At 44.9% G+C, this 12,072-nt stretch carries 13 protein-coding genes; 12 read left to right on the plus strand and 1 reads right to left on the minus strand.

What is annotated here, in order from left to right:
• Positions 1-23 precede the first annotated feature (23 nt).
• The 11 genes from AB4161_RS05605 to glmU all read left to right on the plus strand — a co-directional run bounded on the left by AB4161_RS05605 (position 24) and on the right by glmU (position 9,571).
• Positions 24-905 (plus strand): ParB/RepB/Spo0J family partition protein, encoded by an 882-nt coding sequence (locus AB4161_RS05605; RefSeq protein WP_017058799.1) that lies wholly within the window; start codon positions 24-26, stop codon positions 903-905.
• Positions 906-1,097: 192 nt separating this feature from the next.
• A complete protein-coding gene (locus AB4161_RS05610) occupies positions 1,098-1,487 on the plus strand; it encodes a F0F1 ATP synthase subunit I (protein WP_372082982.1) in 390 nt (129 codons plus the stop codon).
• Between the two features lie 8 nt (positions 1,488-1,495).
• Positions 1,496-2,293 carry a F0F1 ATP synthase subunit A gene (atpB, locus tag AB4161_RS05615; RefSeq protein ID WP_017058797.1) on the plus strand — a complete coding sequence of 266 codons (798 nt, stop codon included), beginning with the start codon at positions 1,496-1,498 and terminating at the stop codon, positions 2,291-2,293.
• A 48-nt stretch (positions 2,294-2,341) separates the two neighbouring features.
• Complete coding sequence (gene atpE, locus AB4161_RS05620) at positions 2,342-2,599, plus strand: F0F1 ATP synthase subunit C (protein WP_004411110.1); 258 nt, start codon at positions 2,342-2,344, stop codon at positions 2,597-2,599.
• A 59-nt stretch (positions 2,600-2,658) separates the two neighbouring features.
• Complete coding sequence (gene atpF, locus AB4161_RS05625; protein ID WP_032545592.1) at positions 2,659-3,129, plus strand: F0F1 ATP synthase subunit B; 471 nt, start codon at positions 2,659-2,661, stop codon at positions 3,127-3,129.
• Between the two features lie 15 nt (positions 3,130-3,144).
• Complete coding sequence (atpH, locus tag AB4161_RS05630) at positions 3,145-3,678, plus strand: F0F1 ATP synthase subunit delta (RefSeq protein ID WP_017058795.1); 534 nt, start codon at positions 3,145-3,147, stop codon at positions 3,676-3,678.
• 13 nt (positions 3,679-3,691) lie between these two features.
• On the plus strand, positions 3,692-5,233 hold the full coding sequence (atpA, locus tag AB4161_RS05635; protein ID WP_102321083.1) for a F0F1 ATP synthase subunit alpha: 1,542 nt from the start codon (positions 3,692-3,694) through the stop codon (positions 5,231-5,233).
• A gap of 48 nt (positions 5,234-5,281) precedes the next feature.
• Complete coding sequence (atpG, locus tag AB4161_RS05640; RefSeq protein ID WP_017058793.1) at positions 5,282-6,148, plus strand: F0F1 ATP synthase subunit gamma; 867 nt, start codon at positions 5,282-5,284, stop codon at positions 6,146-6,148.
• Positions 6,149-6,182: 34 nt separating this feature from the next.
• Positions 6,183-7,586 carry a F0F1 ATP synthase subunit beta gene (gene atpD / locus AB4161_RS05645; RefSeq protein ID WP_017058792.1) on the plus strand — a complete coding sequence of 468 codons (1,404 nt, stop codon included), beginning with the start codon at positions 6,183-6,185 and terminating at the stop codon, positions 7,584-7,586.
• A gap of 18 nt (positions 7,587-7,604) precedes the next feature.
• Positions 7,605-8,027: a F0F1 ATP synthase subunit epsilon gene (locus AB4161_RS05650; RefSeq protein ID WP_017058791.1), complete on the plus strand. Its 423-nt coding sequence runs from the start codon at positions 7,605-7,607 to the stop codon at positions 8,025-8,027.
• 182 nt (positions 8,028-8,209) lie between these two features.
• Complete coding sequence (gene glmU, locus AB4161_RS05655; protein ID WP_372082983.1) at positions 8,210-9,571, plus strand: bifunctional UDP-N-acetylglucosamine diphosphorylase/glucosamine-1-phosphate N-acetyltransferase GlmU; 1,362 nt, start codon at positions 8,210-8,212, stop codon at positions 9,569-9,571.
• A gap of 124 nt (positions 9,572-9,695) precedes the next feature.
• Here the strand turns inward: glmU and punC are convergent, their stop codons facing one another.
• Positions 9,696-10,907 carry a purine nucleoside transporter PunC gene (gene punC / locus AB4161_RS05660; protein ID WP_017063021.1) on the minus strand — a complete coding sequence of 404 codons (1,212 nt, stop codon included), beginning with the start codon at positions 10,905-10,907 and terminating at the stop codon, positions 9,696-9,698.
• A 163-nt stretch (positions 10,908-11,070) separates the two neighbouring features.
• Here punC and punR point away from each other — a divergent pair, with 163 nt between their 5' ends.
• The gene (gene punR, locus AB4161_RS05665) at positions 11,071-11,985 is read left to right on the plus strand and encodes a DNA-binding transcriptional activator PunR (RefSeq protein ID WP_017058788.1); all 915 of its coding nucleotides are present in this window, start codon (positions 11,071-11,073) and stop codon (positions 11,983-11,985) included.
• Positions 11,986-12,072: the final 87 nt, after the last annotated feature.

Here is a 12,072-nt window from a genome sequence, read left to right on the forward strand (position 1 = left end):
GTCCAACCAAAGGAATTCGCTCAATGTCTAAGCGTGGTTTAGGAAAAGGGCTAGATGCATTGCTTGCAACTAGCTCATTGGCTCGTGAAAAACAGCAAGTTGCTTCTCATAGTCAGGCGTTGTCGGCTGATGGTGAGCTTATTGAACTGGCTGTTGGTTGCTTGAAGCCTGGTGTATATCAACCGCGTAAGGATATTGCGCCTGAAGCGCTAGAAGAGCTGGCAGCATCAATTCAATCTCAAGGCATTATCCAACCGATCGTAGTTCGCCCATTGGCGCACGACCAGTTCGAGATTATTGCTGGTGAACGTCGTTGGAGAGCGGCTCGTCAAGCTGGCCTTAAACAAGTGCCATGTTTGGTCAAGAGAGTCGAAGACAAAGCCGCTATCGCGATGGCGTTGATTGAGAATATTCAGCGTGAAGATCTGAATGTTATCGAAGAAGCACAAGCGCTAGAGCGACTACAGAACGAATTTGAGCTGACACACCAACAAGTCGCTGATGTAATCGGTAAATCGAGAGCTACGGTGAGTAACTTATTACGTCTAAATCAGCTCGAAAATGAAGTAAAAGGTTTAGTTTCCAATAAACAACTGGAAATGGGGCATGCTCGAGCACTGCTTGCGCTTGAAGGTGATACCCAGGTTGAAGCAGCAAACACTGCGGCAACCAAAAAAATGACCGTGCGTCAAACTGAGCAACTTGTCAAAAAGTGCTTAAAACCAGACGTTGAAGGTGAATCGAAGCCTGAAGACACAGAAGCTATCGAACTTTCACGAAGACTCACGGAAAAATTGCAAGCAAACGTTTCAGTTACTCGTTCTGTTAGCGGTAAGTCAAAAGTGACAATTACTCTTGATGAGCCTCACAAATTAGAGCAACTTATTGCTAAACTAGAGTACTAAATGAGATAATTGATTTAGGTCAATTATGTAATAAACAAGTGATTTCGTACAAAAGTTGTAGGTTTGTATGCAAAAATGTAAATGATTGCTGCATTGTTATTGCAATCAATTTGGCTGAACGTATAATTTTCGCCAATTTCTCAGCACGCTTTTAAGCGAGTAGTAAAGAAGGCTTAAAAGAGGAACGAATACATGGTAACGGCGTTAGCAAGACCAGGACGAGTGCTTGCAAAGCAAATGTTATTGATCGAGCTTAGCGCGGTTATATTAGTGGCGATAGGGTTAGGTTTAGCTGTTAATCCTGATTGGGGTTTTGCTGCATTAATCGGTGGCGGTATTTTTGTCATCGCAAATGCAGTTTTTTGTGTGTGTGCTTTCCTATTTAGTGGAGCTCGCGCAACTAAGTTAGTTGCGGCGTCGTTCTATGCAGGCGAAGCGCTAAAAATCCTTATCACAGTTCTACTATTCTCTATTGTCTACATGTATATGCAGGTGGAATTAGTTCCCCTCAAACTGACCTATTTACTGGTTCTAGGTATTAATATCTTTGCGCCAGTGCTTTTCATTAACAATAAAAAATAGGATGAGTTATGGCTGCGCCAACAGCATCCGGATACATTGAGCACCACTTACAAAACCTTTCTTTAGCTAAGTTTGGTCTTGTAGAGGAGACAAGTTTCTGGAACGTACATATAGACAGTCTGTTTTTTTCGGTGTTGACAGGGATGTTATTCCTTTGGGTTTTTCGCTCAGTCGCTAAGAAAGCAACAGTAGGTGTACCTGGTAAGCTTCAGTGTTTTGTTGAAATGGTAGTTGAATTCGTTGATGGCAACGTTAAAGACACTTTCCATGGCCGCAACCCTCTGATTGCTCCATTAGCACTGACTATATTCTGCTGGATTATTTTAATGAACTTGATGGACTTAGTGCCTATCGATTTCTTACCATATCCTGCGGAGCATTGGCTAGGTATCCCTTATTTGAAAGTGGTTCCTTCAGCTGATGTTAATATAACCATGTCAATGGCCTTAGGTGTTTTTGCTCTGATGATCTACTACAGCATCAAAGTAAAAGGCTTAGGTGGATTCGCCAAAGAACTTGCTTTACATCCATTTAATCACCCAATCATGATCCCGTTTAACCTACTGATTGAAGTGGTATCGCTACTCGCGAAGCCTCTATCACTTGGTATGCGTCTATTCGGTAACATGTTCGCAGGTGAGGTTGTATTCATTCTTTGTGCGGCAATGCTACCGTGGTATTTACAATGGGTAGGCTCTCTACCTTGGGCTATCTTCCATATCTTGGTTATTTTGATTCAAGCATTTGTTTTCATGATGTTAACAATTGTTTATTTATCAATGGCCCATGAAGATGGCGATCACTAAAAATTTTTAAGTTTTATTCTAACTATTAATGTTAATCGGAGAACGTAAATGGAAACTGTACTAAGTTTTTCAGCAATCGCTGTTGCTATTATTGTTGGTCTTTGTGCCGTAGGTACTGCAATTGGTTTTGCTATTCTTGGTGGTAAATTCCTAGAAGGCGCTGCGCGTCAACCTGAAATGGCTCCAATGCTACAAGTTAAGATGTTCATCATCGCTGGTCTACTGGATGCTGTTCCAATGATCGGTATCGTAATCGCACTACTATTCACGTTTGCTAACCCATTTGTTGGTCAACTAGCAGGCTAATTAACTGTTAATTAGTTAATTAAATTTTTGTAGTTGATTCTTAACGAGGGGTAGCTGTTGTGAATATGAACGCAACTCTGTTAGGTCAAGCAATTGCTTTTTCTATGTTTGTTTGGTTCTGCATGAAATATGTATGGCCACCAATCATGCAAGCAATTGAAGAGCGTCAGAAAAAAATTGCTGACGGTCTTGTAGCCGCTGAACGCGCTGCTAAAAACTTGGATCTAGCACAAGCCAACGCTTCTGACCAATTGAAAGAAGCGAAGCGCACCGCAACTGAGGTTATTGAACAGGCAAATAAACGCAAGGCTCAAATTATTGATGAAGCTCGCGAAGAGGCTCAGGCAGAACGCCAGAAAATCTTAGCGCAAGCGGAAGCCGAAATTGAAGCTGAGCGCACACGTGCCCGTGATGACCTGCGCAAACAAGTCGCAACTCTGGCAATTGCTGGTGCTGAGAAAATCCTTGAGCGTACAATCGATAAAGATGTACACGATGATCTTCTTAACAACATTACTGCAAAACTTTAAAGCAAGGGGCTGTATATGTCTGATTTGACTACAATCGCACGCCCCTATGCTAAAGCAGCGTTTGACTTTGCGGTAGAGAAAGGTGAGCTAGACCAATGGGGTCAGATGCTTACTTTTGCTGCCGAAGTGGCACAAAATGATGATGTTCACAATTTCTTAAGCAGCTCTCAAACTGCTGAAAAATTAGCTGAAGTATTCATTGTAATTTGTGGCGAACAATTTGATGAATTCGGCCAGAACTTGATAAAAGTAATGGCAGAGAATGGCCGCTTAATGGCTTTTCCTGATGTTTGCAAAGAGTTCTTATTGCTCAAACAAGAGCACGAGAAAGAGATCGACGTTGAAGTCACTTCAGCGGTTGAACTTTCTAAAGAACAACGCGCAGAGATCAGCAGCAAATTGGAACAGCGCTTAGCGCGCAAAGTTCAGCTGAATTGCAGTATAGATGAGACTCTACTTAGTGGAGTTATTATTCGAGCCGGAGACCTAGTCATCGATAACTCAGCGCGCAGTCGTTTAGACCGCCTGAGCGATGCATTGCAGTCTTAATGGGGATTGGAGCATGCAACTTAATTCCACTGAAATTAGCGATCTAATTAAACAACGTATTGAATCTTTCGACGTTGTTAGTGAAGCTCGCAATGAAGGTACTATCGTTTCGGTAAGCGATGGCATCCTTAGCATTCACGGCCTAGCGGACGTGATGCAAGGTGAAATGATTGAACTACCGGGTGGCCGTTACGCGCTAGCACTTAACTTGAACCGTGATTCGGTTGGTGCTGTTGTAATGGGCCCATATGCTGACCTACAGGAAGGCATGAAAGTTACAGGTACGGGTCGTATTCTCGAAGTACCAGTAGGTCCTGAAATGCTTGGTCGTGTGGTAAACACGCTAGGTGAGCCAATTGATGGTAAAGGTCCTATTGATGCGAAATTGACTTCGCCTGTAGAAATTATCGCACCAGGTGTAATCGACCGTAAATCGGTAGATCAACCTGTTCAAACTGGTTACAAGTCAGTTGACTCAATGATCCCTATCGGTCGTGGTCAGCGTGAACTTATTATCGGTGACCGTCAGACTGGTAAAACAGCGATGGCGATCGATGCGATTATTAACCAAAAAAATTCTGGTATTTTCTCTATCTACGTTGCAATCGGCCAAAAAGCGTCGACTATCGCTAACGTAGTTCGCAAACTAGAAGAGCACGGCGCACTAGCAAACACTGTTGTTGTTGTTGCATCGGCTTCTGAATCTGCAGCGCTGCAATACCTTGCACCGTATGCTGGTTGTGCGATGGGTGAATACTTCCGTGATCGCGGTGAAGATGCACTGATTGTTTATGATGATCTATCTAAGCAAGCTGTCGCTTACCGTCAGATCTCACTACTGCTTAAGCGTCCACCAGGTCGTGAAGCGTTCCCTGGTGATGTTTTCTACCTTCACTCTCGTCTACTAGAGCGTGCTGCTCGTGTAAGCGAACACTACGTAGAAGAATTCACTAAAGGCGAAGTGAAAGGCAAGACGGGTTCTTTAACTGCTCTTCCTATCATCGAAACGCAAGCTGGTGACGTATCTGCATTCGTACCGACGAACGTAATCTCGATTACCGATGGTCAGATCTTCCTACAAACTGAGCTATTCAACGCGGGCGTACGTCCAGCTGTTGACCCTGGTATCTCAGTTTCTCGTGTAGGTGGTTCGGCGCAGACTAAAATCATCAAGAAGCTATCTGGCGGTATCCGTACTGCTCTAGCTCAATACCGTGAACTTGCAGCATTTGCTCAGTTCTCTTCGGATCTTGATGAAGCGACTAAGAAGCAGCTAGACCATGGTCAAAAAGTTACAGAACTGATGAAGCAGAAGCAATACGCTCCTATGTCTGTATTTGACCAAGCTCTAGTAATCTTCGCTGCAGAGCGTGGATACCTTCAAGACGTTGAACTTTCTAAAGTTCTAGACTTTGAAGCTGCTTTACTGTCGTTTGCTCGTGGTCAATATGCCGATCTAGCAACACAGATCGACACAACGGGTGCTTTCAATAAAGAAATCGAAGCTGAGCTGAAGAAGCTTGTTGACGATTTCAAGGCAACCCAGACCTGGTAATTGGTAGGTGGTCTTAGGGCCACCTCATACCATTAACGGAGAGTAACGATGGCCGGCGCAAAAGAGATACGTAATAAAATCGGTAGTGTTAAAAGCACACAGAAGATTACGAAAGCAATGGAAATGGTAGCAGCTTCAAAAATGCGTCGTTCTCAAGACGCAATGGAAGCTACTCGTCCATATGCAGAAACAATGCGTAAAGTGATCGGTCATTTGGCTAATGGTAGCCTCGAGTATAAGCATCCTTATCTTGAGGAACGTGAAGCCAAACGTGTTGGTTACATCATCGTTTCTACAGACCGTGGTCTTTGTGGTGGTTTGAACATTAACTTGTTCAAAAAAGCCATGAACGACATGAAAGATTGGTCTGAGAAAGGTGCTGACGTTGAACTTGCAATTGTAGGTTCAAAAGCGACAGCATTTTTCAACAACAGCGGCGCGAAAGTAGCAGCTCAAGTTTCTGGTCTGGGCGATCGCCCAAGCCTTGAAGACTTGATTGGCTCTGTAAGCGTTATGCTGAAGAAATATGATGAAGGCGAATTGGATCGCCTGTTCGTAGTGTTCAACAAGTTTGAAAACACTATGGTACAAGAACCAACGATCGATCAATTACTTCCTTTGCCTAAATCAGACAGCGAAGACATGAAACGCGATCATGCTTGGGACTACATTTATGAGCCTGAGCCAAAACCACTACTAGATGCACTACTGGTTCGCTACGTCGAATCTCAAGTATATCAAGGTGTGGTCGAGAACCTTGCTTGTGAGCAAGCGGCTCGAATGATTGCTATGAAATCAGCAACAGATAACGCTGGTGACATTATTGATGACTTAGAACTTGTGTACAACAAAGCGCGTCAAGCGGCAATTACACAAGAACTTTCTGAGATCGTTTCAGGCGCAGCTGCGGTTTAAGCTTAGGTAAAACTAAATAGTTAGAGGATTAACGATGGCTACAGGTAAGATCGTACAGATCATCGGTGCGGTAGTCGACGTAGAGTTCCCACAGGGTGAAGTACCTCGTGTATACGACGCTCTGAATGTTAATGAAGTACAAGAACGTCTAGTTCTTGAAGTTCAGCAACAACTTGGCGGTGGCGTAGTTCGCGCAATCGTAATGGGTAGCTCTGATGGTTTACGTCGTGGTTTGACAGTTGAAAATACTGGCGCTCCAATCTCAGTACCAGTAGGTACTAAGACATTGGGTCGTATCATGAATGTCCTAGGTGACGCGATTGATGAGTGTGGCGAGATTGGTGCTGAAGAGCATTACGCCATTCACCGTGAAGCTCCAAGCTACGAAGAGCAGTCTAACGAGACAGCTCTTCTAGAAACTGGTGTTAAAGTAATCGACTTGATTTGTCCATTCGCTAAGGGTGGTAAAATCGGTCTATTCGGTGGTGCTGGTGTAGGTAAGACCGTTAACATGATGGAACTTATCAACAACATCGCACTTCAACACTCAGGCCTATCTGTATTTGCAGGTGTAGGTGAGCGTACTCGTGAAGGTAACGATTTCTACTTTGAGATGCAGGAAGCAGGTGTTGTAAACATCGAAAAACCTGAAGAATCAAAAGTAGCGATGGTTTACGGTCAGATGAACGAGCCACCAGGTAACCGTCTACGTGTTGCCCTGACTGGCCTAACAATGGCAGAGCGCTTCCGTGACGAAGGTCGTGACGTTCTACTGTTCGTTGATAACATCTACCGTTACACACTAGCAGGTACTGAAGTATCAGCACTTCTAGGTCGTATGCCTTCTGCGGTAGGTTACCAACCTACACTGGCTGAAGAAATGGGTGTTCTACAAGAGCGTATCACGTCAACTAAAGCTGGTTCTATCACGTCTGTACAGGCGGTATACGTACCTGCGGATGACTTGACTGACCCGTCTCCAGCAACAACGTTCGCTCACTTGGATGCAACGGTTGTACTTAACCGTAACATCGCATCTATGGGTCTATACCCTGCGATCGACCCGCTAGATTCTACTTCACGTCAACTGGATCCATTGGTAGTTGGACAAGAGCACTACGACATCGCTCGTGGCGTTCAGTCTACTCTTCAGCGCTATAAAGAGCTGAAAGATATCATTGCTATCCTAGGTATGGACGAGCTATCTGAAGAAGATAAGCAAGTTGTATCTCGTGCTCGTAAGATTGAGAAGTTCCTAACTCAGCCTTACCACGTAGCGGAAGTATTTACAGGTGACCCAGGCATTTACGTACCTCTTAAAGAGACTCTACGTGGCTTCCAAGGTCTTCTATCTGGTGAATACGATGACATTCCAGAGCAAGCGTTCATGTACTGTGGTGCAATTGACGAAGCTATCGAGAATGCTAAGAAGCTATAAGGCTAACTAGGAGGCGATATGGCAGCAATAACCTTTCACCTAGACGTTGTAAGTGCAGAGAAACAAATTTTCTCAGGCCTTGTTGAGACGTTTCAGGTGACCGGTAGTGAGGGTGAACTTGGTATTTTCCATGGTCACTGTCCACTGCTGACCGCTATCAAGCCTGGCATGGTGCGTATTGTTAAGCAGCACGGCCACGAAGAAATCATTTATGTTTCTGGTGGTATGGTAGAAGTTCAGCCTGGTACAGCAACTGTACTGGCTGATACAGCTATCCGTGGTGAAGAGCTAGACGCAGCAAAGGCGGAAGAAGCTAAGCGCAAGGCTGTGGAGAATATCCAAAATCAGCATGGCGACATAGACTTCGCACAAGCGGCCGGTGAACTGGCTAAAGCCATTGCTCAGTTACGAGTTATCGAACTGACAAAACAGCGTCGTTAATCTTTTTAAGATTACAGACTCTGAGATAAAGGCGACCTAAGGGTCGCCTTTTTGCATTTTTAGATTCTCAAAAATGCTTCTTTTACGTATCACTACTGGTTAAATGGTTATTGCGATTTAATTTTTTGCCCAAAAACGGTTACAATATCGGCTTAATAAAAATAACGTTGGATAGGTTTACAATGAAGTTTAGCGCGGTAATTCTCGCGGCGGGCAAAGGCACTCGCATGTATTCAAACACACCAAAGGTTCTGCACACACTTGCGGGTAAGCCAATGGTGAAGCATGTTATCGATACATGTAATGGTCTAGGCGCTCAAAACATCAACCTGGTTTACGGCCACGGTGGTGATCAGATGAAGGCTACCTTAGCTGAAGAATCTGTAAACTGGGCACTGCAAGCTGAACAGCTCGGCACAGGTCACGCTGTGGATCAAGCATCTACACACTTTGCTGATGATGAAAAAGTATTGGTGCTATACGGTGATGTTCCACTGATCTCACCTGAAACCATTGAAAACCTATTAGACGCTCAACCAAACGGTGGCATCGCGCTACTTACTGTCGTGTTAGACAACCCAATGGGTTACGGACGTATTATTCGTCGTAATGGCCCTGTTGTGGCTATCGTTGAACAGAAAGATGCAACGGATGAGCAGAAGCTTATCAAAGAGATCAACACTGGCGTTATGGTGGCGACTGGTGGCGATCTCAAGCGCTGGTTGTCTGGCCTAAGTAACGACAACGCACAGGGTGAATATTACCTGACTGACGTTATCGCAGCGGCTCACGACGAAGGTCGTGCAGTTGAAGCGGTACACCCAGTAAGCCCAATTGAAGTGGAAGGCGTAAACGACCGCTCTCAACTGGCTCGTCTAGAGCGCGCTTACCAAGCTGAGCAAGCAGACAAACTATTGAAGCAAGGCGTAATGCTACGCGACCCAAGCCGCTTTGATCTGCGTGGTGAACTGCAGTGCGGTATGGACGTTGAGATTGATACTAACGTTATCATCGAAGGCAGCGTAAGCATTGGCGATAACGTGGTTATCGGCACTGGCTGCGTGCTGAAAGACTGTGAGATCGATGACAACACAGTTATTCGTCCATACAGCGTAATCGAAGGAGCGACTGTTGGTGAAGACTGTACGGTTGGTCCATTTACTCGCTTACGCCCTGGTGCAGACATGCGTAACGATTCGCACGTTGGTAACTTTGTTGAAGTGAAGAACACTCGCCTTGGTGAAGGTTCTAAAGCGAATCACCTAACGTACTTGGGCGATGCTGAAATTGGTCAGCGTGTAAACGTAGGGGCGGGTGCAATTACTTGTAATTATGATGGTGCGAATAAGTTTAAGACCATCATTGGCGACGACGTATTCGTTGGTTCAGACAGCCAATTAATCGCGCCTGTTACGATTGGTAATGGTGCTACCGTTGGAGCTGGCTCTACCGTAACACGCGATGTTTCTGAAAATGAGCTAGTTATCAGCCGTGCGAAAGAACGTAAGATTGCTGACTGGCAGCGTCCGACTAAGAAAAAGTAGTCTCTTAACAAATAAGATGATTTAAATGAAAGTCAGTAGTACCGCTACTGGCTTTTTCTTATTTATCTAGATATAAAAAAAGAGCGAGTAATCTCGCTCTTTTTTGTTTTCGTTAACTTAGAAACTAGTCTTGTTTCTCGTCAGCGACTACTCGAGAGTTGTCAGGTGTCGCGAAGTGTTCAGAAAGCTCTTTGTTCGAAACAATATAGCCAACCCACAACGCACCCAAACAGATCACAACGGCAATACCCGTCGCGCTTAGTGCTTGGCTAGCCATTGCCGCGACCAATGCACTTGATAGGCCACTGATACTGATTTGCAGGCTGTTTTGTAGACCAGCAGCTGTTGCTGGGCTTTGTTTAGCGCTTGATAGAGCACGGTTTACTACGATTGGGTAAAGTGCGCCGTTTGCGACAGCAATCAAACAGAAAGGCGCAAGTAGAGGCCAGATTGACGTCAGTTCCCACTGTGATGCGATAAAGATAAGCATCGCCGCTACACTGAACAAACCGATAAGGTTTCTTAGTACAACGCCATCGCCATATTTCTTCACTGCTTGCTTACCGAAGTAACCACCCGCCATGAACGCGATTGTTTGTGGGATAAAGCTCAAACCGATGTCTTTTGCTTCATAACCTAGTTGAGCCATGATCTCTGGCATACCCGTTAGGTAAGCGAAGAACGCTGCAGATGCTGAAGCAAACATTAAGACATTACCCATGTAAGGCTTTGATTTAAGCAACATCTTGATGTCTGTCTTAATCGATGTCTGTTTTACTTCAGGCGCTTCTTTTGGTTGAGCCATTGTTGTCGCCACTAGCAGTGCACCCATCAAGGTTAATGTGATGAAGATGCTGTGCCAGCCAAAGCTATCCGCCAGTAACACACCTAGCTGAGGTGCTAATGCAGGAGATAGCGCAACCAAAGGCATGATGGTTGCAAAAATTTGTTGGCTACTGCTTTGTGAGTAACGCTTGATAACCATTGCTTGCCAGATTACCGCAGGAGCACATACGCCGATCGCTTGAATGAAGCGCAGTGTCAGTAGATGCCATACCTCGGTGCTGAATGCTAAGCCGAATGAAGCTGCAGTAAAGATAACAAGACCAACCGCCAGCGTATTACGGTGACCATACTTGTCACTCGCCAGACCCCAAAGAAGCTGACCCATTGCCATACCGCCAAGGAATACCGTTAAAGACAGGGCAATCTGCTCTGGGCCGGTTGCGAAATCAACTTCCATTGCCTTAAATGCAGGAAGGTACATATCGGTCGCAATAAAGCCAAGCATTGAAAGAACTGCAAGGTAGACCAATTGAAATTTAGAAATATTCATAAGATGCCATTAAGCTAAAGGTAATGATGTTTTTATCATCAAAAAAATTGTTTGATATACAGAAGTGAAAGCCCCTGTTTATTTATGCTGACATTCTATTTTTCAGACCTGATAAAATAAAACGCTAAAATATGTGGTTATCAATCAAAAAATTTGAAGGCTTATGTTCTCTAAATCCTCTTTAGAAATGCTCGATACGGTAGCGCGCTTGGGCAGTTTTACCGCGGCGGCTGAGCAGTTGCACAAAGTGCCCTCGGCGATCAGTTATGGTGTCAGACAGGTCGAACAAGAACTGGATGTGCTGCTTTTCAGGCGTTTACCGAGAAAGGTTGAGCTCACTCCGGCAGGTGAACTGTTCATTGAAGAGGCGCGTGCACTACTGAGGCAAATGGAAGAGGTCAGTGCCCAGACTCGTCGAGCAGCTCGAGGTTGGAAGAAAACCTTGCGTCTGACGCTCGATAATGTGGTGAAGCTCGACAAGATGAAGCCGATGATTGAAGAGTTCTATCAAACCTTTGAGTTTGCCGAACTTCAGATCAACATGGAGGTATTCAACGGCTCATGGGAAGCGATTGCACAGGGCAGGGCGGATATCGTGATTGGCGCAACCTCTGCGATTCCGGTTGGTGGCGACTTTGAGGTTAAAGATATGGGACGGTTAGATTGGGCGTTTGTAATGTCGCCAAGTCATCCGTGTGTGCGAGAGCAAAACCTCAATGAAGAGTTTGTTAGCCAATATCCCGCGATATGTTTGGACGATACCTCTAGTGTGCTCCCTAAGCGACACACTGGCCACTACTCAAATCAAAGACGCCTGTTGTTACCCAACTGGTATAGTGCGATTGAATGTCTTAAAAATGGAGTAGGGGTGGGTTATATGCCAAGACACATTGCTGCACCTATTATCGAGCAAGGCTTGCTGGTGGAGAAAATACTGCCTGAACCGAGCCCGCAGAGTCATTGTTGTTTAGTGTGGCGAAAAGACGATAACCATAAGCTGATCGAATGGATGGTCAAGTACCTAGGATCGAGTGAACAACTTCATCAAGATTGGCTGGATCATCGCAAGGCGATCTAATGATCTTAGCGAGAAGATCCTTTTCAAGTTTGAGCTGAATCTTCACCCACAAAAAGAGCGAGTAAATACTCGCTCTTTTTGATTCGG

Source organism: Vibrio sp. 10N.286.51.E5, assembly GCF_041469125.1.
Taxonomy (GTDB): domain Bacteria; phylum Pseudomonadota; class Gammaproteobacteria; order Enterobacterales; family Vibrionaceae; genus Vibrio; species Vibrio crassostreae_C.

Bases quoted from the DNA above. Each gene is read 5' to 3' on its own strand.
- AB4161_RS05605 (WP_017058799.1), top strand. From the start codon at position 24: ATGTCTAAGCGTGGTTTAGGAAAAGGGCTAGATGCATTGCTTGCAACT.
- AB4161_RS05610 (WP_372082982.1), top strand. From the start codon at position 1,098: ATGGTAACGGCGTTAGCAAGACCAGGACGAGTGCTTGCAAAGCAAATG.
- atpB (WP_017058797.1), top strand. From the start codon at position 1,496: ATGGCTGCGCCAACAGCATCCGGATACATTGAGCACCACTTACAAAAC.
- atpE (WP_004411110.1), top strand. From the start codon at position 2,342: ATGGAAACTGTACTAAGTTTTTCAGCAATCGCTGTTGCTATTATTGTT.
- atpH (WP_017058795.1), top strand. From the start codon at position 3,145: ATGTCTGATTTGACTACAATCGCACGCCCCTATGCTAAAGCAGCGTTT.
- atpA (WP_102321083.1), top strand. From the start codon at position 3,692: ATGCAACTTAATTCCACTGAAATTAGCGATCTAATTAAACAACGTATT.
- atpG (WP_017058793.1), top strand. From the start codon at position 5,282: ATGGCCGGCGCAAAAGAGATACGTAATAAAATCGGTAGTGTTAAAAGC.
- atpD (WP_017058792.1), top strand. From the start codon at position 6,183: ATGGCTACAGGTAAGATCGTACAGATCATCGGTGCGGTAGTCGACGTA.
- AB4161_RS05650 (WP_017058791.1), top strand. From the start codon at position 7,605: ATGGCAGCAATAACCTTTCACCTAGACGTTGTAAGTGCAGAGAAACAA.
- glmU (WP_372082983.1), top strand. From the start codon at position 8,210: ATGAAGTTTAGCGCGGTAATTCTCGCGGCGGGCAAAGGCACTCGCATG.
- punC (WP_017063021.1), bottom strand. From the start codon at position 10,907: ATGAATATTTCTAAATTTCAATTGGTCTACCTTGCAGTTCTTTCAATG.
- punR (WP_017058788.1), top strand. From the start codon at position 11,071: ATGTTCTCTAAATCCTCTTTAGAAATGCTCGATACGGTAGCGCGCTTG.